This is a genomic window from Streptomyces sp. NPDC014734, from assembly GCF_043083325.1.
In the GTDB taxonomy this organism is placed as follows: Bacteria; Actinomycetota; Actinomycetes; order Streptomycetales; family Streptomycetaceae; genus Streptomyces.
This window is the reverse complement of record NZ_JBIBYN010000017.1, coordinates 28,119-50,670: the sequence shown is the minus strand read 5'-3', so window position 1 is coordinate 50,670 and position 22,552 is coordinate 28,119. Positions and strand designations below refer to the sequence as shown.

At 71.7% G+C, this 22,552-nt stretch carries 25 protein-coding genes and 1 riboswitch; of the genes, 16 read left to right on the top strand and 9 right to left on the bottom strand.

What is annotated here, in order from left to right; all coding sequences use genetic code 11:
* Positions 1–166 precede the first annotated feature (166 nt).
* On the bottom strand, positions 167–451 hold the full coding sequence (locus ACF1CT_RS24785) for a type II toxin-antitoxin system Phd/YefM family antitoxin (RefSeq protein ID WP_391786130.1): 285 nt from the start codon (positions 449–451) through the stop codon (positions 167–169).
* 105 nt (positions 452–556) lie between these two features.
* Here ACF1CT_RS24785 and ACF1CT_RS24780 point away from each other — a divergent pair, with 105 nt between their 5' ends.
* From ACF1CT_RS24780 to ACF1CT_RS24770, 3 genes are all read left to right on the top strand, one after another.
* Positions 557–1,192, top strand: a complete 636-nt coding sequence (locus tag ACF1CT_RS24780) for an ATP-dependent Clp protease proteolytic subunit (protein ID WP_391786252.1) — start codon at positions 557–559, stop codon at positions 1,190–1,192.
* Positions 1,193–1,199: 7 nt separating this feature from the next.
* Positions 1,200–1,508, top strand: a complete 309-nt coding sequence (locus ACF1CT_RS24775) for a hypothetical protein (protein WP_391786129.1) — start codon at positions 1,200–1,202, stop codon at positions 1,506–1,508.
* Between the two features lie 368 nt (positions 1,509–1,876).
* A riboswitch (cyclic di-AMP (ydaO/yuaA leader) is annotated at positions 1,877–2,041 on the top strand.
* A 3-nt stretch (positions 2,042–2,044) separates the two neighbouring features.
* Positions 2,045–2,518, top strand: a complete 474-nt coding sequence (locus ACF1CT_RS24770) for a C40 family peptidase (RefSeq protein ID WP_391786128.1) — start codon at positions 2,045–2,047, stop codon at positions 2,516–2,518.
* 139 nt (positions 2,519–2,657) lie between these two features.
* Here the strand turns inward: ACF1CT_RS24770 and ACF1CT_RS24765 are convergent, their stop codons facing one another.
* A complete protein-coding gene (locus ACF1CT_RS24765) occupies positions 2,658–3,089 on the bottom strand; it encodes an ATP-binding protein (protein WP_391786127.1) in 432 nt (143 codons plus the stop codon).
* A 204-nt stretch (positions 3,090–3,293) separates the two neighbouring features.
* On the opposite strand from ACF1CT_RS24765, the gene ACF1CT_RS24760 reads away from it, so the two are divergent.
* Together ACF1CT_RS24760 and ACF1CT_RS24755 are read left to right on the top strand one after the other, a co-directional pair.
* A complete protein-coding gene (locus tag ACF1CT_RS24760) occupies positions 3,294–4,154 on the top strand; it encodes a helix-turn-helix domain-containing protein (RefSeq protein WP_391786126.1) in 861 nt (286 codons plus the stop codon).
* 24 nt (positions 4,155–4,178) lie between these two features.
* Positions 4,179–4,385: a DUF397 domain-containing protein gene (locus tag ACF1CT_RS24755; protein ID WP_391786125.1), complete on the top strand. Its 207-nt coding sequence runs from the start codon at positions 4,179–4,181 to the stop codon at positions 4,383–4,385.
* Here the strand turns inward: ACF1CT_RS24755 and ACF1CT_RS24750 are convergent.
* On the bottom strand, positions 4,378–5,523 hold the full coding sequence (locus tag ACF1CT_RS24750; RefSeq protein ID WP_391786124.1) for an 8-amino-7-oxononanoate synthase: 1,146 nt from the start codon (positions 5,521–5,523) through the stop codon (positions 4,378–4,380). The genes ACF1CT_RS24755 and ACF1CT_RS24750 overlap by 8 nt on opposite strands.
* A gap of 141 nt (positions 5,524–5,664) precedes the next feature.
* On the opposite strand from ACF1CT_RS24750, the gene bioB reads away from it, so the two are divergent.
* Genes bioB through bioD form a run of 3 tightly spaced genes read left to right on the top strand, consistent with a single transcriptional unit; the run spans position 5,665 to position 8,852 of the window.
* Complete coding sequence (gene bioB / locus ACF1CT_RS24745) at positions 5,665–6,825, top strand: biotin synthase BioB (protein ID WP_391786123.1); 1,161 nt, start codon at positions 5,665–5,667, stop codon at positions 6,823–6,825.
* Entirely contained in the window at positions 6,818–8,146 is a 1,329-nt protein-coding gene (locus tag ACF1CT_RS24740) for an adenosylmethionine--8-amino-7-oxononanoate transaminase (RefSeq protein ID WP_391786122.1), read from the top strand. The genes bioB and ACF1CT_RS24740 overlap by 8 nt, the downstream gene beginning before the upstream one ends.
* Position 8,147: 1 nt before the next feature.
* A complete protein-coding gene (bioD, locus tag ACF1CT_RS24735; RefSeq protein ID WP_391786121.1) occupies positions 8,148–8,852 on the top strand; it encodes a dethiobiotin synthase in 705 nt (234 codons plus the stop codon).
* 287 nt (positions 8,853–9,139) lie between these two features.
* Here the strand turns inward: bioD and ACF1CT_RS24730 are convergent, their stop codons facing one another.
* Positions 9,140–9,511, bottom strand: a complete 372-nt coding sequence (locus ACF1CT_RS24730) for a fic family toxin-antitoxin system, toxin component (RefSeq protein WP_391786120.1) — start codon at positions 9,509–9,511, stop codon at positions 9,140–9,142.
* Positions 9,508–9,735: an antitoxin gene (locus tag ACF1CT_RS24725; RefSeq protein ID WP_391786119.1), complete on the bottom strand. Its 228-nt coding sequence runs from the start codon at positions 9,733–9,735 to the stop codon at positions 9,508–9,510. The genes ACF1CT_RS24730 and ACF1CT_RS24725 overlap by 4 nt, the downstream gene beginning before the upstream one ends.
* 292 nt (positions 9,736–10,027) lie before the next feature.
* Here ACF1CT_RS24725 and ACF1CT_RS24720 point away from each other — a divergent pair, with 292 nt between their 5' ends.
* The 5 genes from ACF1CT_RS24720 to ACF1CT_RS24700 all read left to right on the top strand — a co-directional run bounded on the left by ACF1CT_RS24720 (position 10,028) and on the right by ACF1CT_RS24700 (position 14,162).
* The gene (locus ACF1CT_RS24720; protein WP_391786118.1) at positions 10,028–11,368 is read left to right on the top strand and encodes a hemolysin family protein; all 1,341 of its coding nucleotides are present in this window, start codon (positions 10,028–10,030) and stop codon (positions 11,366–11,368) included.
* On the top strand, positions 11,365–12,384 hold the full coding sequence (locus tag ACF1CT_RS24715) for a hemolysin family protein (RefSeq protein WP_391786117.1): 1,020 nt from the start codon (positions 11,365–11,367) through the stop codon (positions 12,382–12,384). The genes ACF1CT_RS24720 and ACF1CT_RS24715 overlap by 4 nt, the downstream gene beginning before the upstream one ends.
* 126 nt (positions 12,385–12,510) lie before the next feature.
* The gene (locus tag ACF1CT_RS24710) at positions 12,511–13,359 is read left to right on the top strand and encodes an SGNH/GDSL hydrolase family protein (protein ID WP_391786116.1); all 849 of its coding nucleotides are present in this window, start codon (positions 12,511–12,513) and stop codon (positions 13,357–13,359) included.
* 207 nt (positions 13,360–13,566) lie between these two features.
* On the top strand, positions 13,567–13,920 hold the full coding sequence (locus tag ACF1CT_RS24705; protein ID WP_391786115.1) for a hypothetical protein: 354 nt from the start codon (positions 13,567–13,569) through the stop codon (positions 13,918–13,920).
* Between the two features lie 35 nt (positions 13,921–13,955).
* Complete coding sequence (locus ACF1CT_RS24700; RefSeq protein ID WP_391786114.1) at positions 13,956–14,162, top strand: hypothetical protein; 207 nt, start codon at positions 13,956–13,958, stop codon at positions 14,160–14,162.
* Between the two features lie 67 nt (positions 14,163–14,229).
* Here ACF1CT_RS24700 and ACF1CT_RS24695 read toward each other — a convergent pair whose 3' ends face one another.
* Positions 14,230–15,525: a PP2C family protein-serine/threonine phosphatase gene (locus tag ACF1CT_RS24695; protein WP_391786113.1), complete on the bottom strand. Its 1,296-nt coding sequence runs from the start codon at positions 15,523–15,525 to the stop codon at positions 14,230–14,232.
* 488 nt (positions 15,526–16,013) lie between these two features.
* Here ACF1CT_RS24695 and purB point away from each other — a divergent pair, with 488 nt between their 5' ends.
* Positions 16,014–17,456, top strand: a complete 1,443-nt coding sequence (gene purB / locus ACF1CT_RS24690) for an adenylosuccinate lyase (RefSeq protein WP_391786112.1) — start codon at positions 16,014–16,016, stop codon at positions 17,454–17,456.
* Positions 17,457–17,475: 19 nt separating this feature from the next.
* Positions 17,476–18,030: a G/U mismatch-specific DNA glycosylase gene (mug, locus tag ACF1CT_RS24685; protein ID WP_391786111.1), complete on the top strand. Its 555-nt coding sequence runs from the start codon at positions 17,476–17,478 to the stop codon at positions 18,028–18,030.
* Between the two features lie 220 nt (positions 18,031–18,250).
* Here the strand turns inward: mug and ACF1CT_RS24680 are convergent, their stop codons facing one another.
* On the bottom strand, positions 18,251–18,688 hold the full coding sequence (locus ACF1CT_RS24680; protein WP_391786110.1) for a hypothetical protein: 438 nt from the start codon (positions 18,686–18,688) through the stop codon (positions 18,251–18,253).
* Between the two features lie 527 nt (positions 18,689–19,215).
* On the opposite strand from ACF1CT_RS24680, the gene ACF1CT_RS24675 reads away from it, so the two are divergent.
* Complete coding sequence (locus tag ACF1CT_RS24675) at positions 19,216–20,373, top strand: ROK family protein (protein ID WP_391786109.1); 1,158 nt, start codon at positions 19,216–19,218, stop codon at positions 20,371–20,373.
* Positions 20,374–20,449: 76 nt separating this feature from the next.
* Here ACF1CT_RS24675 and ACF1CT_RS24670 read toward each other — a convergent pair whose 3' ends face one another.
* Positions 20,450–21,217: a GntR family transcriptional regulator gene (locus ACF1CT_RS24670; protein ID WP_391786108.1), complete on the bottom strand. Its 768-nt coding sequence runs from the start codon at positions 21,215–21,217 to the stop codon at positions 20,450–20,452.
* Positions 21,218–21,553: 336 nt separating this feature from the next.
* Positions 21,554–22,438: an RNA polymerase sigma-70 factor gene (locus ACF1CT_RS24665; RefSeq protein WP_391786107.1), complete on the bottom strand. Its 885-nt coding sequence runs from the start codon at positions 22,436–22,438 to the stop codon at positions 21,554–21,556.
* Positions 22,439–22,552 lie beyond the last annotated feature (114 nt).

Genomic DNA, 22,552 nt, shown 5'->3' with positions numbered 1-22,552 from the left:
GCGGGAACGGACGGACCCATTCCGCGTGCGGTCATGTACGGGCCGACATCACGTCCGCGCGAAGGAGCCGTCTTCGGGGGGCGACGTGACACGCCCTCCCCTCACCCCCGCCCGGCGCCGCGGGGCGGCGGCCCCCCTCTCGTCGCCCCCGCTTCGGGCGGAACGCTCAGCTGCCCGGCTCGCGGTGGCGCGGGTGCTCGGCGGCGATCCCGAAGCGCCGCCGTTCGCCGGGAGCGGACACCGAGGAGTCGATCGAGGAGACCGAGCTGATCACCTGTTCCTCGGGCGCCTCCGCATCGGCCTCCAGTCGTTCCAGGTCGGCGGCCGAAACGAGCGCCACGAGCGGCCTGCCGTGCCGCGTCACGACCACTCGTTCACCGCCGTAGACGACGCGGTTGATCAGTTCGGCGAGTTCAGCTCGGGCTTGCGTCACCGGAATCTCATGGGCCATGCTCCCCATCATAACCTTCTGTACGTCCTGTACATTTTTGACAGGCGCCCGAGGTGGGCTCGGCATGAGCCCGTACAGATCTCCCGAGGAAAGGCATCACCCATGCTGTTCCGTCCCGCCGCCCGCCACGTGCTGCCCGAGTTCACCGAGCGCACGGCCACCGGGACCCGCACCCTCGACCCGTACTCCAAGCTGCTGGCCGAGCGGATCGTCTTTCTCGGCACCGAGGTCGACGACGTCGCGGCCAACGACCTGATCGCCCAGTTCATGTACCTGGAACACGCCGCTCCGGACCGGCCCGTGTCCCTGTACATCAACTCCCCCGGGGGCTCGTTCGCCGCGATGTGCGCCATCCACGACACGATGGAGTACCTCACCTGCGACGTGGAGACCTACTGCCTCGGGCAGGCCGGCTCCCATGCGGCCCTCCTGCTCGCCGCGGGCACGCCCGGACGACGTCACATGCTGCCCGGCGCCCGTGCGGTCGTATGCCAGCCGGAGCTCGCCGAGCCGGTGCGGGGGCAGCCGTCGGATCTGGAGATCGAGGCACGCGAACTCGAACGGGTCCGCGAGACGCTCGTCGCGCTGCTGGCCCGTCACACGGGCCGGGCCGCCGACCGGATCGCCGAGGACATCGAACGCGATCTCGTACTCGACGCGCCGGGCGCGAAGGCGTACGGGCTCGTGGACCACGTCCTGGAAAGCCGGAAGTCGTCCTTCCGCCCGCGCGACACGCGGTGAGGACGGCATGCGTCCGCCGGAACCGCCCCCGCTGCCCGCGCTGACGCGCGCGGAGGGGGAGTTCATCGACCGCTACCTGGAGGTCGTCGATCAACTGGGCCGGATCAATCCGGCCCGTGGCAGCGACACCTACGGGGCCCTGCGCGCCGCACAGGCGCTGGCCTCCCGGGCGGGCGCGCTACGGGACGCCCTGGCACTGATGCACGAGCGCGGCGAGACCCGGATCCACGCCGCGACCCTGGCACGTGCGCTGCGCGTCCTGGACGGGGAGCGGCGGGCCGGACGCGTCACCCTGCCGCCCGCTCCGCCGAGTTGATCGCCGGGCCATCGGCGGACCCGCAGGGTTTCCCGCCACCTTTCCCGCGCGACACGCCCGGCAAGTAAACCGACTTTCCTACTCTTTCAGCGTAGAAAACGCGCCCAGCGAGCAAGATTCCGACTTGCACACATCTTGGCGAAAACTGATGTAGTCCACCCTTTCCCCCTGGTGTGCGACCGGCCCGGACTCACGGAGTGATGACCGAAAGCACCTACTCCACTCGAACAGGTCAGTCGTGAGGAGACTCACATATCATCGTTTCAGCTCGGAAATCCGGCTGTCGGTGCGTCAAGATCCCTGGGACGACAAGCCCCCGCCACCGCGGCGGGGCGGTCCGGGCGGACGCCGAGTCCTGCCGCCGCGCGGATGACTGGTCGACAGAAGTGGATCGGCAGGAGTGGAGGACCCGAGCACAACGGGTCGACCGGACGAACGGTCGGCCCTCGGGGTGAAGCCGCCGCGTGCGGCCGGGCAACTTCGCCAGCCCGAACCCGACAGGTCATCCTTCACAGGCGGCTGACGAAGGGTTGCGCATGACTGCGCAGGTTCATGTCCCGTCTCTGCTCGCCCGGGCCGGTACGGCCTCGGTTCTCACTCTGGCCGCCGTCGGCGGCACCATGCTCGCACCGGGTGCCGCCACCGAGGCCCAGGCAGCCGCTCCGTCGCTGAAGGCGCTCAACATCGCCGCGTCGAAGAAGGGGGCACCGTACCGGTGGGGGGCCACCGGCCCCTATCGGTTCGACTGCTCGGGGCTGACGGTCTACTCGTTCAAGAAGGCGGGCAAGAAGCTCCCCCGCACGGCCCAGCAGCAGTACAACAAGACCCGCCACATCTCGGCCTCGCACCGGCAACGCGGCGACCTGGTCTTCTTCCACTCCGGCCGCAGCATCTACCACGTGGGGATCTACGCCGGACACAACAAGATCTGGCACTCGCCGAGAACCGGCTCGGTGGTCCGGCTGGAGAAGATCTGGACGAGGAGCGTCTTCTACGGACGCGTCCGCTGACGTCCGTCCGACGGTCCGGGGCGCCGGCCGGCCCCGGACCCACGGCGGTGCACGCCGCCTTCGGCCGCCTTCCGTTCACGGCGGCTCGGGGGTCCGGCACCGAACCCCGGCGGCCCGGTCGCCCGCCGCGGAAGACAGTTCACTCCCGCGCGGAGATGTCCCACGGGAGTGCGACCCAGACCGTCTTGCCCCCGTCGGCGGTCGGGGTGACGGCGAGCTGTCCGCCGCACTCCTTGGCCAGCATCCGGATGATCCCCATGCCACGGCCGTTGTCCTGCTGCACGGCGGCGGGCAGTCGGCGCGGCCGGCGTGGATGACTGTCCGTCACTCCTACGAGCAGCCGTTCCTCCCGCTCCAGCCGCAGATCCACGGTGAAGGTGGGCGACTGACCGAGGGTGTGCTGGACCGCGTTGGTCGCGAGCTCCGACACGATGAGCCGGATGGTGTCGGCGAGTTCCGTTCCCGCGGCCAGCCCCCACGCGGAGAGCACCCGCGACACGTGACTCCGGGCGGCCGGGACCGAGACCGGCTCGCTCGGCAGAGTGATGCTTGCTTCCTGATGGTCTGCCACGGCGAACCGCCCCTCTCCCACCCGGACCGGCAGACGCCCGGCCCTGGTTGTGCTTCGCGCCAGATTGCCACTGATCCGGCCCTCTGTGCGGGTGATCCACCAAGATATGCATATATCTGTCGCTCGATGCGGTGAAATCCGCCGCGGAGAGCCGGGGGCGCGCGCCAGACTGTCCGCTCGGAACGAGAGGGAGGGAGGCCGCGCATGCAGCACGGCCCTGCGGTACGGCGCCGCAAGCTCGGGGAGGAACTGCGGAGTCTGCGCCACACGTCCGGACTGACGAGTCGCAACGCCGCGCGGATGCTCGGCTGGCACCAGTCGAAGGTGAGCCGGATCGAGACCGGGGTGAGCGGGGTGCGGCCGGCCGACGTGATCCGGCTGCTGGACGCGTACGGAGTGGACGACGCGCAACTCCGGACACTTCTGGAGACGCTGGCGGGCTCGGCGGGAGGCGGTGGTACAGGATGGTGGCACGCCTACCGCGGCCTGATTCCGCCCCAGTACCGCGACTTCATCAGTCTGGAGTCCCAGGCCCGCACCGCGCGGACGCTGGAGACCTCGGTGGTTCCGGGGCTGCTCCAGACCGCCGACTACGCGCGAGCGGTGACCCGGGCGTCGCTGGACGGGCTGCCCTCCGGTCAGCTCGATTCCCTGGTGGAGGTGAGGCTCACCCGGCAGGGGGTGCTGCGCACGGATCCGCCGCTGCGACTGAGCGCGGTGCTGGACGAGGCGGTACTGCGGCGAGAGGTCGGCGGGCCCCGGGTGATGAGGGAACAACTGCGCCATCTGACGCGGGTGGCCCAACTCCCCCACGTACAACTCCAGTTACTGCCGTTCTCCGTCGGCGGGTACGCCGGGCTCACCGGCCCTTTCGTTATCTTCTCATTTCCGAACACTTCTGATCTGGACGTGGTAGTTCTCGACCATTTGACGAGTAGTCTCTATCTGGAGCGGAAAGAAGACCTTGAGGCGTACAGCTCGGCCTTCCGCACCATGCAGTCCCACGCGCTGTCGCCGCAGCAGTCGTTGGAGCTCATCACCGCGATCGACCGCGACGGTCATTGACCCCGGACCGCCGGAGGAGACGTCATGTCGGATTGCCTCGCCCAGCACGAGTTGCGCTGGCGGCGCAGCAGTCGCAGCACGGGTATGAACAACTGTGTGGAGGCCGCGCCGTTCGGTGAGGGGCGGCTGGCCGTGCGGGACTCCAAGAACGTGTCCCGGGCGCCGTTGCGGTTCTCCGCATCGGCCTGGGCCCTGTTCGTCTCCGGTCTGCACCGGCAATCGGTCAGCTGACGGCGGGGGCGGTTCGCCGAAGGATCTCCACCGCGTCGGCGATCTGCTCCTCGGTCAGGTCGGCGCGTGCGGTCAGCCGCAGCCGGGACACACCGTCCGGCACCGACGGCGGCCGGAAGCAGCCGACCGCGACGCCCGCCCCGCGGCAGTCCGCCGCCCAGCGCACCGCCGCCTCCGCCGACGGGGCCCGCACGGAGACCACTGCCGCGTCCGGACGCACGGCGCTCAGCCCGACAGCGGTGAGCCGTTCGTGCAGTCCGGTCGCGACCGCGCGGACCCGGTCGGCGCGTTCCGGCTCGCGGCGGAGCAACCGCAGTGCGCCGAGCGCGGCAGCCGCGGCGGCCGGGGCGAGGCCCGTGTCGAAGATGAACGTGCGGGCCGTGTTGACCAGGTGCTCGATGACCCGGGACGGACCGAGTACCGCTCCGCCCTGGCTGCCCAGGGATTTGGAGAGGGTGAGTGTGGCGACGGTTCCGCCGTCTCCCGCGATTCCGGCGGCCGCGAGCGCGCCCCGGCCGCCCGGGCCGAGCACGCCCAGGCCGTGCGCGTCGTCGACGAGCAGCGCGGCGCCCTCCGCGCGGCAGGCCCCGGCCAGTCGGGACAGCGGCGCGGCGTCGCCGTCGACCGAGAAGACCGAGTCGGTGACCGCGAGCGCGCGCCCCTCGTGCGCGCGCAGCGCCTTGCGCACGGCTTCGGGGTCCGCGTGCGGGACGACGGACGTCTCGGCCCGGGAGAGCCGGCAGCCGTCGACGATCGAGGCGTGGTTGCCCGCGTCCGAGACGATCAGCGAACCGCGCCCGGTGAGCGCGGTGAGCGCGGCGAGATTGGCGGCGTAGCCCGAGGAGAGCACCAGGGCCGCCTCGAATCCGCAGAATTCCGCGAGTTCGCGTTCGAGTTCGGCGTGCAGGGTCGTGGAGCCGGTGACGAGGCGCGATCCGGTCGCCCCGCCGCCCCATCGACGTGCCGCCTCGGCCGCCGCCCCGGTGACCTCGGGATGCCTGGTCAGGCCCAGATAGTCGTTGCTCGCGAGGTCCAGGAGCCCGGGCCCGGCGGGCCGGGGGCGGAGCACACGGACGAGTCCGTCGGCCGCACGGCGGCGCGCCGCGTCGTCGATCCAGTCGAACGGGGCGGAGGGCATGAGCGGTCCCTTTGTAGGCAGTTCACAGACCATATCCGGGCGGGCCCCAGGTCATGGTGTGGCAATGCCTACACCCTTCGTAGGCTCTGTTGTCCGGTTCCTCCTTGGCTACCGGGTGCGTCGTGGGCCAGGATCGATGCCATGGACCTCCTGAACACGCTGGTGGACAAGGGGCTGCGGCGCGAGCTGCCGACCCGTGAAGAAGCTCTCGCCGTACTGGCGACCCCGGACGACGACCTGCTCGACGTGGTGGCGGCGGCCGGAAAGGTGCGCCGTCAGTGGTTCGGGCGGCGCGTGAAGCTGAACTACCTGGTCAATCTCAAGTCGGGGCTCTGTCCGGAGGACTGCTCGTACTGCTCGCAGCGGCTCGGTTCCAGGGCCGGGATCCTCAAGTACACCTGGCTGAAGCCGGACGAGGCGTCGAAGGCCGCCGCGGCAGGGGTGGCGGGGGGCGCCAAGCGGGTGTGCCTGGTGGCGAGCGGCCGCGGTCCGACGGACCGTGATGTCGACCGGGTCTCGGAGACCATCGGGGCCATCAAGGACCGGCACGAGGGCGTCGAGGTGTGCGCCTGCCTCGGTCTGCTGTCCGACGGGCAGGCCGAGCGACTGCGTTCGGCAGGGGCCGACGCGTACAACCACAACCTCAACACGTCCGAGGGGACGTACGGCACCATCACCTCCACCCACACCTACGCGGACCGGGTGGAGACCGTGCGCCATGCGCAGTCCGCCGGGCTCTCCGCGTGTTCCGGGCTGATCGCCGGAATGGGCGAGAGCGACGCCGACCTTGTCGACGTCGTGTTCTCGCTGCGCGAGCTGGACCCGGACTCGGTGCCGGTGAACTTCCTGATCCCGTTCGAGGGAACGCCGCTGGCCAAGGAGTGGAACCTCACGCCGCAGCGGTGCCTGCGCATCCTGGCGATGGTCAGGTTCGTCTGCCCCGACGTCGAGGTGCGGCTCGCGGGCGGGCGCGAGGTGCACCTGCGCTCGATGCAGCCGCTGGCACTGCACCTCGTCAACTCGATCTTCCTGGGCGACTACCTCACCAGTGAGGGGCAGGCCGGGCAGGCGGACCTGGACATGATCACGGACGCCGGGTTCGAGGTGGAGGGCGCGGGCACGACGACGCTGCCCGCCCATCGCCGGTCGGCGGAGGGCGGCTGCGGCACCCGGGACGGCGGCTGCGCGCCGTGCGACGGCGGCGACACCGGTCGCGGCGTCGACGAGACGGCCGCCGCACGTCCCGACCTGGTGGCGGTGCGGCGCCGCGGAGCGGGTACGGATCTCGCGCCCAATGCCTGAGCCGCTCTCCCCCGCCGCGCCCGGGCCGCTGTCCCCCGCCGAGCTGCGGTCGCTGGACCGGGCGCACGTCTGGCATCCGTACGGCCCGATGCCGGGTCGCCAGGAGCCCCTGGTCGTGGAATCCGCGTCCGGGGTACGGCTCCGGCTGGCCGAGCCGGCCCACGGCTGGCACGAGCTCGTCGACGGCATGTCGTCCTGGTGGTCGGCGGTGCACGGCTACAACCACCCGGTGCTCAATGAGGCGGCCCGCGGCCAGCTGGACCGGATGAGCCATGTGATGTTCGGCGGGCTCACCCATGAACCGGCGGTGCGGCTGGCCGCCCGGCTGGTGGAGATCACCCCGGAGCCGCTGCGTCACGTCTTCCTCGCCGATTCGGGTTCGGTGTCGGTCGAGGTCGCCGTGAAGATGTGCCTGCAGTACTGGCGCTCGGCCGGACGTCCCGCCAAGCAGCGGCTGATGACCTGGCGCGGCGGCTATCACGGGGACACCTGGCAGCCGATGTCGGTGTGCGACCCCGAGGGCGGCATGCACGAGCTGTGGTCGGGCGTTCTGCCCCGGCAGGTCTTCGCGGACGCGCCGCCGGCGGGCTTCGGCACGGAGCCGGATGCCGGATACGTGGATCATCTGTGGGAGCTGGTCGCGAAGCACGCCGATCGGCTGGCCGCGGTGATCGTGGAGCCGGTGGTGCAGGGCGCGGGCGGGATGCGGTTCCACTCCCCCGCCTACCTGAAGGTGTTGCGCGAGGCGTGCGACGCGCACGACGTGCTGCTGGTGTTCGACGAGATAGCCACGGGATTCGGCCGCACGGGACGGTTGTTCGCCGCCGGCCACGCGGGGGTCTCCCCGGACGTGATGTGCGTGGGCAAGGCGCTGACCGGCGGCTATCTGACGATGGCGGCGACGCTGTGCACCTCACGGGTGGCCGAGGGCATCTCGCGGGGCGAGGTGCCGGTGCTGGCGCACGGGCCGACGTTCATGGGCAACCCGCTCGCCGCCGCGGTGGCGTGCGCCTCCGTCGACCTGCTGCTCGACGGGGACTGGGAGCGGGAGGTGGGGCGGATCGGTGCGGGGCTGCGGGAGGGGCTCGCGCCGGCGTCCGGGCTGCCCGGCGTCCGGGACGTGCGGACGCTCGGTGCGATCGGGGTCGTACAGCTCGACCACGAGGTGGACATGGCGGCGGCGACGCGTGCGGCGGTACGGGAAGGGGTGTGGCTGCGGCCGTTCCGCGACCTCGTCTACACCATGCCGCCGTACGTGACCCGGGACGATGACGTGGCGCGGATCTGTCGTGCCGTGTGCGCTGCCGCGCGGGAGGGCTGAGATGACGATTCTGGTGGTGACGGGCACGGACACGGAGGTCGGCAAGACCGTCGTGACCGCGGCCGTGGCGGCGGCACGGCGGGACCTGAGGGTCGCGGTGCTCAAGCCCGCCCAGACAGGCCTGGCCGCCGGTGAGCCGGGGGACGCGGCGGAAGTGGCGCGGCTGGCGGGCGGCCATGTGACGGCGGTCGAACTGGCCCGGTTCCCCGAGCCGTTGGCCCCGGCCACGGCGGCCCGCCGGGCCGGCCTGCCGCCGGTGCGGCCGTACGAGATCGCCGAGGCCGCCGAGAAGCTGGCGACCGAACACGATGTGGTGCTGGTCGAGGGCGCGGGCGGGCTGCTCGTACGGTTCGACGATGGAGGATCGACGCTCGCCGACGCGGCCCGGCTGCTGGCCGTACCCGTTCTGGTCGTGGCGAGGGCCGGGCTGGGCACGCTCAACGCCACCGCGCTCACCACCGAGGCCCTGCGGGCCCGGCGGCTGGACTGCCTCGGCGTCGTGGTGGGCAGCATGCCCGCCGAGCCGGACCTCGCGGCGCGCTGCAATCTGACGGACCTTCCGGTGGTCACGGGGGTCCCGCTGCTGGGTGCGGTGCCGACGGGCGCCGGGGCGCTGGCACCGGCCGACTTCCGTGCGGCGTCGAGGAGTTGGCTGTCGGCGGAACTGGGCGGGAGTCGCCCCGTCGGCCGAGAGCCTGTCGGGTGACCTCCGACCGCACGGCCACGTCCCGGCACGCACGCTTCCGGCGTCGCCGGCATGACCGGACAGCTCCGCCACCGGGCCCTCCCGGCGCCCTGGAACCGCACGCACCGTCCCGCGTCCGCCTTCCGGCCGAAGGCCACCCGACGGGCTCGGAGGGGCGGGAATCCCGGCCCTCCGACCGGCCCCGTGCCTCCGGTACGCGCCTCACCGCACGGCGCGTACCCGTTCCCGCCCCCGCCTTCGGCTGCGCGCGGGAACGGGTATCGGTTCCTCGGGGGCTCCGGCGGTCCTCAGAGGCTCCACTGCCGCAGCTCGTCGGCGATGGTCCGGACGTCCGCCTTGTCCTCCTTCACCAGTCGGGCCAGGTCACGCACCTGCTCCGGGGAGGTGATGACCTTCAGCCCGGACGCGACGAGGTAGCCGTACGCGACGGCCGAGGAGAACATCGCGTTGGAGTGTTCGAGCGCCGGAACGTGCAGGAGCAGTTGCAGCAGGGCCGCGGCCCTGGCGTGCGGGTCGCTGTAGACGGGGCTGCCGAAGATCTCGGCCTCGTGGCGCGCCACCGCGGCCACGAGCGCGCCCCAGTCGACGACCTGCGGATCGCCGGGCGTCTTGTGCTCGGCCACCATGAGCAGCCAGGCGAGGTCGATCTGAAGGTTCAACGCGTGCCTTTGCGCTCCGGGCCGAACTCCTCGGCGAACACCGACTCGTACTGCTTCATGAAATCGGCCGCGGCTTCGACGAATGTGTGTCCCACCTGTCCGGCGTCCTGCTTCACGAGTTCTTCTATGTAGCGGTTCACGCTCACGCCCCTCTGCAGCGCGCGCCTGCGCGCGGCTTCGGCGGTGGCCTCGTCCACTCTCACGTTCAGCTGTGTCTTGGGCACGAGCACCACGCTAGCGCCGTTGTGCTAGCACCGGCAAGAGGAGACCCTGGCGCACCGGTCGCCCGCGTCTCCGTGACGGAACGCGCCCGACCGGGCGGAACCCCTCCGGTGCGGTCGGCACTTCCCCGCGGAAGCGAGGAACTTTGCCGATCCTTTACCATGGTGTCTGCCAACCGATCCTTCCGGCCGAAAGGTGTGAGCGTCCGCCCATGGGCGAGCCTCCCAGTAGCAGATGTGACCGACATCGGGCGATCCGCCCGCCCCTGCCCGATCATGGGACGGAGGTGAACCGATGACCGAAGTGCTTCTGCTGCTCGTCGCGGTACTGCTCTCGCTCGCGTGCGGCGCGTTCGTCGCCGCCGAGTTCTCGCTGACGACGGTCGAGCGCGGCCAGCTCGAACGCGCCGTCGAACGGGGCGAGCGGGGCGCGGCCGGCGCCATGAAGGCCGTGCGCAGTCTCACCTTCCAGTTGTCGGGCGCGCAGCTCGGCATCACCGTCACCAACCTGGTCGTCGGCATGCTCTCCGAGCCGTCCATCGCCAAGCTGATCCGCGGACCGGTGGAGGCCGTGGGCCTGTCCCCGAGCGTGGCGTCGTCCGTGGCGCTCGTCCTGGGAACCGCGCTGTCCACGGTGTTCCTGATGGTCGTCGGCGAACTCGTCCCGAAGAACTGGGCGATCTCCTCGCCGCTGTCGATCGCCAAGGCCGTGGCGACGCCGCAGCGGGCCTTCACCGCCGTGTTCCGGCCGTTCATCAGCCACCTCAACAACACCGCGAACCGGATCGTGCGCCGCCTCGGCATGGAACCCGCCGAGGAGCTGGCCTCCGCCCGTGGCCCCCAGGAGCTGGTGGCACTGGCCCGGCACTCCGCGAAGGAGGGCGCGCTGGAGGCGGACACCGCCGAGTTGTTCGTCCGCACCCTCAACCTCGCGGAGCTCACGGCGCAGAACGTCATGACGCCACGGGTGCAGGTCACGGCGCTCGACGTGCAGGCGACCGCCGAGGACGTCGCGAACGCCACCCGCGCGACCGGGCTGTCCCGCTTCCCCGTCTACCGCGGGAACCTCGACACCGTCGTCGGGGTGGCCCACATCAAGGACGTGCTGGCCGTCCCCGCCGGACAACGGTCCCGGACACGTGTCGCACAGATGCTGCGCGAGCCGCTGCTCGTACCGGAGACCCTCACGGTGGACCGGCTTCTCGACCGGCTGTCCGGCAAGCTCGCGATGGCCGTCGTCATCGACGAGTACGGCGGCACGGCCGGCGTGGTGACGCTGGAGGACATCGTCGAGGAGGTCGTCGGCGAGGTGCGCGACGAACACGATCCGCACGAGACGCCGGACCTGGCCCCGGCCGGTGAGGACGCCGACGGCCGGACCCTCTGGTCCGCCGACGGCGCCGCCCGCCTCGACCAGCTGAAGAGGATCGGGCTGAGGGTCGCGGACGGACCGTACGAGACGCTCGCCGGACTGATCGCCACCGAGGTGGGACGCATCCCCGTCGTGGGCGACAGCGTCGAGCTGGCCGGCTGGCGGCTCGACGTCGTGGACGCCTCCGGGCGCCGCGCCGCACGAGCCCTGCTGCACGCGCCGTTGCCGGTCGAGAACGACGAACGGACGGAGGACGCGCGATGACCGCCGTCCAGCTCTTCATCGGACTGATGACCCTGGTCGTCAACGCCTTCTTCGTCGGCGCGGAATTCGCCCTGATCTCCGTGCGCCGCAGTCAGATCGAACCGGCGGCCGAGTCCGGCGACCGGCGTGCCCGAAGCGTCATATGGGGCCTCGAACACGTATCGGCGCTGCTCGCCGCGGCGCAGCTCGGCATCACGCTCTGCACCCTGGTCCTCGGTATCGTCGCCGAACCGGCCATCGCGCATCTGCTGGAGCCCGTGTTCGACGCGGTGGGGGTGCCCGACGGACTGATCCACCCGATCTCGTTCGTGATCGCGTTGTCCGTCGCCACGTATCTGCACATGCTGCTCGGCGAGATGGTGCCGAAGAACATCGCCCTGGCCGAGCCCGTGCGAGCGGCCCTGCTGCTCGGGCCGCCGCTGGTGGCCCTCGCCAGGGCCCTGCGTCCGGTGATCTTCACCATCAACGCCTTCGCCAACGGCCTGCTGAGACTCATGCGGGTCGAGGCGAAGGACGAGGTGACGGCCACGTTCTCCGACGACGAGCTGGCCCGGCTGGTGAAGGACGCCGGGGATGCCGGACTTGTCGACGACCGGGCGGCCGAGCGGCTGCGTCACGCGCTGGAGCTGGGCCGCCGCCCGGTCCGGGACGTGGTGCTGCCGGTGGACCGGGTGACGTACGCCCGGATCGGGACGACTCCGGAGCAGTTGGAGCAGCTCTCCTACGAGACGGGTTTCTCGCGCTTCCCGGTGATGGACAGCGAGGGGCGGATCCTGGGCTACCTCCATGTGAAGGACGCCCTGGACGCCAGTCCGCGCGATCTGCCGTTCCCCGTGACCGCGATGCGGCCGATCGCCCGGGTACGGTCCGTCACCCCCCTGGACGACGTCCTCACCGCGCTGAGGCGCAGCCGCACACATCTGGCGGCGGTGCTCGACGAGGACGGACGGCTGGCCGGAATGGTCACGATGGAGGACGTGCTGCGCGAGCTGGTGGGACGGACGCAGACGCAGTGACGGAGGGGGCCGGGCCGCGCGAACCGGCCGCGGCCCGGCCGCCACCGGGCAGCCACCGGGCCGCCGGGAGGGCGGGCCGAGGCAGTCCGGGAAGAGCCGGCCCCGCCGCGATACGATCGCCCGGCCATGGAAACGAATGCCTTATACACCAGTCTGGTCGCGGTCGGCGACTCGTTCACCGAGGGCATGTCGGATCTGCTTCCCGACGGTTCCTATCGGGGCTGGGCCGATGTTCTCGCCGGTCGGCTCGCGTCCCGTACCCCGGGCTTCCGCTACGCGAACCTGGCGGTGCGGGGCAAACTGATCGGTCAGATCGTCGAGGAACAGGTCGACGCGGCGGTCGCGATGCGTGCGGACGTCGTGACGCTCGTCGGCGGTCTCAACGACACGCTGCGGCCCTCCTGCGACATGGGCATGGTCCGCGCACGGCTCGAAGAGGCCGTGGAACGTCTCGCCCCCTCGTGCGGGAAGCTCGTGCTGATGCGCAGCCCGGGCCGCGACGGCCCGGTGATGGAACGATTCCGCCCGCGGATGGAGGAGCTCTTCTCCCTGGTGGACGAGTTGGCGGCACGCCACGACGCGGCGGTCGTCGATCTGTACGGGGCACCGGCCCTGGGAGATCCGCGCCTGTGGGACGTCGACCGGTTGCACCTGACGGCCGACGGGCATCGCAGGGTGGCGGAGGCGGTCTGGCAGACACTGGGCCTGCCCGCCGAGAACGACTGGCGGACGCCGCTGCCGAGCTCCGTTCCTCCGACCTGGGCGGTGCGACGCGTCGCCGACCTCCGGTTCGCCCGTCGCCACCTCCTGCCATGGGTCGGCCGCCGGCTGACCGGCCGCTCGTCCGGGGACGGGCGTGCGGGCGCCCACTACAACCCCGAACTGGGACGTGCGTTCTGGGTCAGCCCCGACGACGCCCAGGCCCCCGGCCCGGTGGCGACATGGCGCCGGGTGGACGCGCCTCCGCTCCCGTAGCCGCCCGACAGCCGCCCGGGCCGGGGACCGGCCGCTCGCGCAGTGCCGGGCGATCTCTCCCGTGAGGCCGTTCGTGCGGAAGATCCCAGGGGCGGCGCGGGGCGTCCTCGACCGTGACTGCCGACCGGGCGGTCTGGGCGCACCGCCGTCCCGCGGACGCGGCACGGCGCCCGCCGAATCACCGAAGCGCGGTCCGCACTGCTGGAGGTGGGACGGTGCGGCATCGTATGGCCGGCCGGAACGGGCGAGGAGAACGCCCTGTGCGCCCGTCACCTCCATGACCTGACGAACATCGGCGGGTCGAACGCCGCCGCCGTCCTCGCCGACAACCGTGACCGGTGGAACGCCGGACCCGGCTGGTTCCGGGCGCTCCTCGCCGAAGGGGGCGGGCGGCGTCCGGGAGCCGGTCGCCGCCTGCCGGCCACGCCGCGCTGCCGTGCCTGCGAGGAGGAACGCACAGCCGGACTCCGGCAGGCGGCGCTGCTCACCGTCCAGCTCCGGAACCCGTACGCGCTCGCGCGTACGGGCACACGCACGGCATCTGCCCGCGCCACGCCCTGAAGTGGCTGGGGGCGTGGACCGGCCCCAGCCGCGAGGTGCCGGTCGTCCGGCTGGCGCTGCTGCGCTGCGAGGTGGACGAGGTGCTGCGCAAGCGGGACTGGCGTACCCGTCACGAGGTCAGAGGCGTCGAGGAGGCCCAGGTGGCCCGGCGCGCGTCCGCCGCGCTCGACGGAAGGGTCCGCACCGGGCTGCCCGCGCCGCGCGGAAGTGACTCCACCGCCGACCGCGCGGACCGCCGTTGACAGCCTGCGGGGCTTCGTCGTGCTGCGGGGCTTCGTCATGCCGTACAGAGGCATGGGAGAGCCAAGGTCATGGCACACGCAGCGCGACGATCGCGATGTCGTCGTGCTGTTCGTCGCTCAGCCGGGTGAGCAGTTCGTCGCGGAAGACGGACAGGGGTTCGCGGGCGAGCGCCGCCGCGTGCTGGCGCAGCCGCGCGAGGCCTCGGCCGATGTCCTCCCCGGGCCGTTCGATGAGACCGTCCGTGTAGAGGAGCAGTGTCGCGCCCGCGGGCAGGATGATGCTCGCGGTCTCGCGCTCCAGCCGGGGGTCGACCCCGAGCACGGGGGCGAGCCCGCCCTCCAGCAGGGAGACTCGCCCGTCGAGTTGGGCCAGCAGGGGCGGGGGATGGCCGGCGTTGGTCCAGTGCAGCCGCCACGGCCCGGTGGCAGGTGTCTCGATGCGGGCCACAACGGCCGTGACGAGTTCGACAGTCGTCAGGCCCTGCATCACGTTGTCCAGTCGGCTCATCACACCGGCCGGGTCGTCCCCGCTGTCGTAGGCGAGGGCGCGCAGCATGTTACGGAGCTGGCCCATCCGGACGGCGGCGGCCAGGTCGTGGCCCACCACATCGCCGATGGCCAGGATCGCCGCTCCGTCGGGGAGGAGGAAGGCGTCGTACCAGTCGCCTCCCACCTCCGCCTGTTCACGGGCTGCCACGTACCGGGTGGCGAGCTGAAGGTGGGCGAGACCTGTCAGGTCGGGAAGGAGGGAGAGCTGGAGTTGCTCGGCGGTGTGCCGCTGCAGGGCGTACAGGCGCGCGTTGTCCAACGCCAGCCCGGCACGGTGGCCGAGGTCCACGGCGAGTGCCCGATCCTCCTCGTCGAAGGCGGGGGCAGTGGCGCGGCGGACGAAAGTGAGGGCGCCGAGAGCCTGCCGCCGCACGCGCATGGGCACGATCAGCGCGGTTCGGGCGCCCAGCGTCCGGTACAGCGCCCGCTGGGCGGCCAGCAGCGAGTCGTCCGGGTCCGGCCTGCCGAAATCGGTCACCACCATGGCCCCCGTACCACGCAGCACCTTCGCCAGGGCCGCTGCCGAGTCGTCCGGTCCCGGCAGAAGTCCGCCGGGAAGCACGCGCAGCGCCCGCTCGGGGTCCCGGTCCGTGACCGCCAGACGGCGCAGCCCCTGCCCGTCGATCACATCGACGACGCAGGCATCGGCAAGGTGCGGCACCACGAGCCGGGCGAGCCGACGCAGTGATTCCTCCGCGTTCAGCCCCGAGGCCATGGCCCCGCTCGCCTCCGCGAGCAGCCTCAGGCGGGCAGCGGCGCCCTGAGGCGTGGACTCCCGGTTCGGCGTGCCCGCTCCTTCGGTCTCCCTGTTCATCGGGCTCCTTCCTCACGTGCGGATTCCCGGGGTGTCCAGTGCGGCGCCGAAGGGCCCGTGGTCAAGGCCGCCGCGGCGCAGAAATCGAGTTCACCAGCCATGACCCGCTCGGCGGGAACGGACACGGCCTCGATCGCCCATACGTCTGGGGCCTCTTCGAGGGGGATCACGCCGACGGCGTAGTCGATCTCCCCGGCCACGGCCCGACGTCGCCCTCCCGCGATCCCATCGCAGGGATCGACGCCGGTCATTGCTCGGCGCTCGGGCCACGGTCCTGCGGGGTGCGGCTCCGGCGACCGGAATCGCCTCGTCCGAAAAGGCCTCGTCCCACGGCCCCGGCGGTGCCCGAACCCCCGGCCCGTGGTCGCTCCGTGGCGCGCATGTCTCGCACACCGCGTGTGAGGCGGTGGTCCAGGAGCCTCTGACCTGGACCTCATGGCGGTCGTGCGCTCACGAGCCGCTGAGAACGACAGGTAAGCTCTGCCCACGTGACTGCTGTGTCTGCGAAGCCTCGCATCCCCAATGTCCTTGCCGGCCGCTACGCCTCCACGGAGCTGGCCGTCCTCTGGTCCCCCGAGCAGAAGGTGAAGCTGGAGCGTCGGCTGTGGCTGGCGGTGCTGCGCGCGCAGAAGGACCTCGGGATCGAAGTTCCGGACGCCGCCCTCGCCGATTACGAACGTGTCCTCGACCAGGTCGACCTGGCCTCGATCGCCCGGCGCGAGCAGGTCACCCGCCACGACGTCAAGGCACGGATCGAGGAGTTCAACGCCCTCGCCGGCCATGAGCAGGTCCACAAGGGAATGACGTCCCGCGACCTCACCGAGAACGTCGAGCAGCTCCAGATCCGGCTCTCCCTGGAACTGATGCGTGACCGCACGGTGGCGGTGCTGGCCCGGCTCGGCAAGCTCGCCGCCGAGTACCGCGAGCTCGTCATGGCCGGCCGCTCCCACAACGTCGCCGCACAGGCCACCACGCTCGGCAAGCGGTTCGCGACCGCCGCGGACGAGCTCCTGGTCGCCCACGGACGGCTGGAGGACCTGCTGGGCCGCTACCCGCTGCGCGGGATCAAGGGCCCGGTGGGCACGGCCCAGGACATGCTCGACCTGCTGGGCGGTGACTCCGCGAAGCTCGCCGACCTCGAACAGCGCATCGCCGGGCACCTCGGCTTCGCGCACGCCTTCACCTCCGTCGGCCAGGTCTATCCGCGCTCGCTCGACTACGACGTGGTGACGGCGCTCGTCCAGCTCGCCGCCGCGCCCTCGTCGCTCGCCAAGACGATCCGGCTGATGGCCGGGCACGAACTGGTGACCGAGGGGTTCAAGCCGGGCCAGGTCGGCTCGTCCGCGATGCCGCACAAGATGAACACCCGGTCCTGCGAGCGCGTCAACGGCCTGATGGTGATCCTTCGCGGTTACGCGTCGATGACCGGCGAACTGGCGGGCGACCAGTGGAACGAGGGCGACGTCTCCTGCTCGGTGGTGCGCCGGGTGGCACTGCCGGACGCTTTCTTCGCGTTCGACGGCCTGCTGGAGACCTTCCTGACGGTGCTCGACGAGTTCGGGGCGTTCCCGGCCGTCGTCGCCCGCGAACTCGACCGCTATCTGCCGTTCCTGGCCACCACCAAGGTCCTGATGGGCGCGGTCCGCGCCGGCGTCGGCCGTGAGGTTGCCCACGAGGCCATCAAGGAGAACGCCGTCGCCTCGGCCCTGGCCATGCGTGAACAGGGTGCCGAGCGCAACGAGCTGCTCGACAAGCTCGCCGCCGACGACCGCATCCCGCTCGACCGGACGCAGCTGGACGCGCTGATGGCCGACAAGCTCTCCTTCACGGGGGCAGCGGGCGACCAGGTCACTGCCGTGGTCTCCCGCATCGAGGAGATCGTCGAGCAGCGTCCCGAGGCGGCCGGTTACACGCCTGGCTCCATCCTCTGACGGCCGGCCGTCACTGCCGATGACCCCCGAGGAGCTCGGCGCCGCCCGCGACCGCGTCGTTCCCGATGTGATCGCGGGCGGACTGCGTGTGCTGTTCTGCGGAATCAACCCGAGCCTGATGACCGGGGCGACCGGACACCACTTCGCACATCCGGGAAACCGCTTCTGGCCGGTCCTGCACCAGTCGGGATTCACCCCTCGGCAACTGAGGCCGATGGATCAGGCGGAACTGCTGCGTCACGGTCTGGGCATCACCAACGTGGTGGCCCGGGCCACCGCGCGGGCGGACGAACTGTCCGCCGAGGAGTTCCGCGCGGGCGGCGCGGTCCTGGCGGCCAAGGTCGAACAGGTGCGACCGCGGTGGCTGGCGGTCGTGGGGGTCACGGCGTACCGCACGGCGTTCGGGAGACGGACCGCCCGGATCGGACCGCAGGACCACACGGTCGGTGGCGCCCGGGTCTGGGCGCTCCCCAATCCCAGCGGACTGAACGCCCACTGGACGACCCGGACGATGGCGGAGGAATACGCTCGGCTCCGCATCGCCGTCGAGCAGGACGGCCCCGCCACCGGCTGAGCAGCCCGGTATCACCGCCGCCCGCGCGCGGAGATCCACCGACGGCCACCGCATCCGGTCCGCATCCGGTGCCCGCGATACCGGTCGCCCCTGTCGGCCGGACTCGTTCCGCCCCCTGTCGCGGACCCAGCCGCGGCCGACCGGAGGGACAGCCCGCAGCACGTGCGCGACGCACCGTGGGAAGTGCCCGCTCCCTCCGCGGCGCTTCCGGTCGTCGCCCTCACGGCGGGTCGATCTCCGTCACGACCGCGCTCAGCTCGCAGCCCGGTCCCTCCTCCTCCAGGTAGAGCCCCAGAGCGATCCACCGGTCCCCGATCCGCCAGAGTTGCAGGTACTCGCAGCCCGCGACCGTCTCGGCCCAGGCCTCCGGGATCTCCTCACCGGCCGTCATCCGCTCCTGCGCACTCCACAGGCTGATCATCTGCGGCTCGCCCCAGCGGGTCGAGAGCAGGGTCAGCAACGCGTCGTGTTCGGCGAGGCACTGGGCGCGGTGTTCCAGCAGCGCGGTCTCGTCGTCGTCCCAGTGGTCGATGTCCGCGTGCAAGGACGCCCTGTGATACCCGGGCCCGCTGACTCCCGAATCTGACCGGACGCGCTCCGCGGGAAATGCCCGGGCGTGCATCCCGTCGATGAGGCGGAGGTGGTGTGCCGTGGTCATGCCCCCCAGTAAACCGCCCGGCACTGACAATCCGCCTCGGGCCAAGCCTTCTGAGGGGAGCTCAGTTGCCTTCGCCGACATGGACGGCGGAACGCGAACGTGACCGCGGGCCACGCGTCCGCGCGCCGGAACGCGTCGCGGTGGACGCGTCGTTGTTGTCCCCGGCAGCGGTACGCCGGCTCGCCGCGGAGTACCGCACGAACAAGGCGCGGGCCGTCGGGAAGCGTGCGTCGCCCACGGAACGGAAGACCTCGGCCCCGCGGCCGACGGCCGGGGCGGCACCGGTGCGGAGATCTCGGGCAGGCTCGTGGTGGCTGCGCAGTCGGTCAGCTCCCCATGTCGGCTCCGTGCTCACCGAGTTGGGTGCCGGGGATCGCACCCGGGCGGTGGCCGCGGCGTACGCGTCCGGGTCCGCCGCCCCGCGCTGATCTCCGCCGCCCCGCATCCTCGATCCGGCCTGTGGTCGCCCCGCGTCCGGCCAGCGAGTACCATCCGCCTGACATGCGCACGAGCTGGGAGGACACACCGTGGGGCAGCTGACCGGTGGTGATCCGTCGCTGTTGCGACGGATCAATTCCGCAGTGGTACTGCATGCTCTCAGGGGCGCCGGCTCCCCCACCCTCACGGACCTGACCAGGATCACGGGTCTGTCCCGGCCGACGGTCGAGGGAGTCATGGAGGGGCTCTTCGAGGCCGGCCTGGTCGTCGAGGCGGTACCCGACGGCGGCGAGGCCCGCCGCCAGGGGCGTCCGGCCCGTCGCTTCAGGTTCCGTGCCGAGGCGGGGTACCTGCTCGGCATCGAGATCGGTCCGCATCGGGTCTCCGCCCTGCTCTCCGGGCTGGACGGCCGGGTCATCGGGGCCGGCTCGCGCACGGTCTCCGAGGCCGCGTGCGCCGACGACCGGCTCGACAAGGTCCGGGCCATGGTGGCCGATGTGCTGCGGCGGACGGGCGTGGCCCGGAGCAGTCTGCGCGCCGTCGGCGTCGGGAGCCCGGGCATCGTGGAGGCCGACGGAACCGTGCGGCTGGGCACCGCGCTGCCGGACTGGACGGGGCTGGCACTGGGTGAGCGGCTGAGGCGTTCGTTCCGTTGTCCCGTCCTCGTGGAGAACGATGCCAACGCCGCGGCGGTCGCCGAGCACTGGAAGGGCGCGGCCACCGAATCCGACGACGTCGTGTTCGTCCTTGCCGGGTTGAGTCCGGGCGCCGGCTCGTTGATCGGCGGACGGCTCCACCGCGGATACGGCGGTGCGGCGGGTGAGATCGGCGCGCTGCATCTGCTGGGCCGCGAGGCCACGCCCGAGAAGCTCCTCTCGACGACGGACACACCTCTGGACCCTCTCGACGAACCCGCGGTCGCCGCGGTGTTCGCGAAGGCGCGGCACGGCGACGAGCGGGCGCAGGAGGCGGTCGAACGGTTCATCCAGCGGCTGGTGCACGACGTGGCGGCGCTGGCGCTGGCGCTGGACCCGGAGCTTGTGGTGATCGGCGGTTGGGCCGCCGGACTGGACGGTGTGCTGGATCCGCTCCGTCGTGAGCTGGCCCGCTACTGCCTTCGGCCGCCGCGCGTGACGCTCTCGCTGCTCGGCGAGGCCGCGGTGGCCACGGGCGCCCTGCGACTTGCCCTCGATCATGTCGAGGAACAGCTCTTCGCGGTGGAGGGAACGGTGACGGCCCGCCGCTGAGGGCGACGGGCCGTGGACGTGGGCTCCCGCACGGGGCTCCGGAGCGGGCAACGACTGTGCCGCGCTCCGCTCGCGGTCAGGAGGCCCGCTGCTCCTGGCCGTGGTGGCTGATCTCAAGGTCACCCGAGTCGCCGAAGGTGAGTCGGCAGGTGTCCGCCCGGTAGGTGGCGACGGAGAGCGCAGCGGTGCCGCCCCCGACCAGGTAGCGGGTGGTGACGACGAGAACGGGCGCGCCGGGAAGCCTGTCGAGTTCCTTGGCGTCGTCCGCGCGGGCCGAGCCGAGCTCCACCGATCGGTCCTGCCCGTCGAGCCCGAGGCGGTGCAGTTCACGCAGGACGCCGCGGGCACGGGCGGGGCCCGCGGACGCGTCGATCGCGGAGAGCCCGGGCACGGACGACGACGGGACGTACAGCAACTCCGCCGCCACCGCCTGCCCCTGGGCGACGCGGGTCCGGCGGACGATGTGAACCGGCTCGTCGGCGTCCACGCCCAGCACGGCCACCACCGCCGCCGGCGCGACCTGAGTGGCGCAGCCCACGGGCTGCCATGCCTCACCGGCGCCGCTTCCGCTCCAGTCCCGCTGCGCCGTGGAGACCGCGACCCCGACGCGCGGCGGCGCGACGGTGGTCCCCACCCCGCGTCGGCGTTGCAGTCTGCCTTCCAGTTCGAGCTGCTCCAGGGCCTGCCGGAGCGTGGCACGGGCGACCCCGAACCTGGCGGCGAGCTCGCGCTCGTTGGGCAGGATCTCACCCACCGCAAAGTCCGAGTCGAGTGCCTGACTGAGCACGGTCTTGAGGTGCCAGTACTTCGGCTCCTGCACCGATTCCAGCTGCGTGGTCCCCACCCTGTCCTCCGCAATCGCCCCAGCGGCTTTTCCGCGACGTTCTTTATTAAAGGTTCCTGACTTAACGGTGAGACGATAAGACGGGAGACCACCTTGGTCAAGACCAATCCTCCATCGGTGACGGAGTGAAATCACGTCCTGCCGCAGAGCGTTCACAGGACGTTCGTGGTGCCGTGGGCCGTTCGCAGCAAAGGACCCCGCGGCCGGACGGCGGCGGGGCCCGGAACGGGGCGGGGACGGCAGGGGGTCCGGAACGGAGCGGACACGGAATGGACCCATCCGGCGGTGGCGGCGGCCACCACCGGCGGGCGTGCGCCGGGGAGTCACCGGATCCGGTTATTCACCCACAAGACCGATGAGTTTGTCCGGGTTGCGCACGATGTACACGCACTGGATGAGCCCGTCCCTGATGTCCACCTGGACGACGGAGTCCGGTTTTCCGCCCGACAGCACGAGCACCCCCGGACCGCCGTTGAGTTCCACGCCCCGGACGCCGAGGTCCGGGGTCCGGTCGTGGGCGACGGCGAACAGGAATCGACCGACCTTGTCGGCGCCCTCGATGACACGCAACGGCGCCTTCGCCCTGCCGCCGCTGTCGCCGACGAGCCGCACGTCGGGGGCGAGCGTCGCCAGCAGTTCCTCGATGTCGCCGCCCGCCGCCGCCGCGAGGAACCGGTCCGTGAGGTCGCGGCGCCGGACCGGATCGACGTCGAAGCGGGGCTTCCTCTCCTCGACATGACGCCGCGCACGGCCCGCGAGCTGACGCACCGCGGCCTCTGACCGGTCCAGGGTCACGGCGATCTCCGCGTACGGGAAGCCGAACGCCTCCCGCAGGACGAAGACCGCCCGTTCGAGCGGTGACAGCGATTCGAGGACGACGAGCACGGCCATCGATACCGACTCGGCGAGAACGGCCCGCTCCACCGTGTCGGGCACCGACGGCCCGAAGTCGGTGACGAGTGGTTCCGGCAGCCAGGGCCCGACGTACGCCTCGCGCTGCGAACGCACCTGCCGCAACCGGTCGACGGCGAGGCGCGTGGTGATCCTCACCAAGTAGGCGCGCGGCTCCCGCACGTCCTCGCGCGACGCCGAGGACCAGCGCAGCCACGCCTCCTGCACCACGTCCTCGGCGTCGGCGATCCGGCCCAGCATGCGGTAGGCGACTCCGGTGAGCACGGAACGGTGACGCTCGAAGACATCGGCGGCGGCATCGGCTGTCACCCGCCCATCCCAGCCGACGCGCCGCCCCCTGTCCAGCGTCGCCCGCCGGGCCCCCGAACCTCGGTCCGTCCGGCGCCGACTGCTGTGGAAGCGGCGGCCGGTTCCCTGTCGCCC

Bases quoted from the DNA above. Each gene is read 5' to 3' on its own strand.
- ACF1CT_RS24785 (WP_391786130.1), bottom strand. From the start codon at position 451: ATGGCCCATGAGATTCCGGTGACGCAAGCCCGAGCTGAACTCGCCGAA.
- ACF1CT_RS24775 (WP_391786129.1), top strand. From the start codon at position 1,200: ATGCGTCCGCCGGAACCGCCCCCGCTGCCCGCGCTGACGCGCGCGGAG.
- ACF1CT_RS24770 (WP_391786128.1), top strand. From the start codon at position 2,045: ATGACTGCGCAGGTTCATGTCCCGTCTCTGCTCGCCCGGGCCGGTACG.
- ACF1CT_RS24760 (WP_391786126.1), top strand. From the start codon at position 3,294: ATGCAGCACGGCCCTGCGGTACGGCGCCGCAAGCTCGGGGAGGAACTG.
- ACF1CT_RS24755 (WP_391786125.1), top strand. From the start codon at position 4,179: ATGTCGGATTGCCTCGCCCAGCACGAGTTGCGCTGGCGGCGCAGCAGT.
- ACF1CT_RS24750 (WP_391786124.1), bottom strand. From the start codon at position 5,523: ATGCCCTCCGCCCCGTTCGACTGGATCGACGACGCGGCGCGCCGCCGT.
- bioB (WP_391786123.1), top strand. From the start codon at position 5,665: ATGGACCTCCTGAACACGCTGGTGGACAAGGGGCTGCGGCGCGAGCTG.
- ACF1CT_RS24740 (WP_391786122.1), top strand. From the start codon at position 6,818: ATGCCTGAGCCGCTCTCCCCCGCCGCGCCCGGGCCGCTGTCCCCCGCC.
- bioD (WP_391786121.1), top strand. From the start codon at position 8,148: ATGACGATTCTGGTGGTGACGGGCACGGACACGGAGGTCGGCAAGACC.
- ACF1CT_RS24720 (WP_391786118.1), top strand. From the start codon at position 10,028: ATGACCGAAGTGCTTCTGCTGCTCGTCGCGGTACTGCTCTCGCTCGCG.
- ACF1CT_RS24715 (WP_391786117.1), top strand. From the start codon at position 11,365: ATGACCGCCGTCCAGCTCTTCATCGGACTGATGACCCTGGTCGTCAAC.
- ACF1CT_RS24710 (WP_391786116.1), top strand. From the start codon at position 12,511: ATGGAAACGAATGCCTTATACACCAGTCTGGTCGCGGTCGGCGACTCG.
- ACF1CT_RS24695 (WP_391786113.1), bottom strand. From the start codon at position 15,525: ATGAACAGGGAGACCGAAGGAGCGGGCACGCCGAACCGGGAGTCCACG.
- mug (WP_391786111.1), top strand. From the start codon at position 17,476: ATGACCCCCGAGGAGCTCGGCGCCGCCCGCGACCGCGTCGTTCCCGAT.
- ACF1CT_RS24680 (WP_391786110.1), bottom strand. From the start codon at position 18,688: ATGACCACGGCACACCACCTCCGCCTCATCGACGGGATGCACGCCCGG.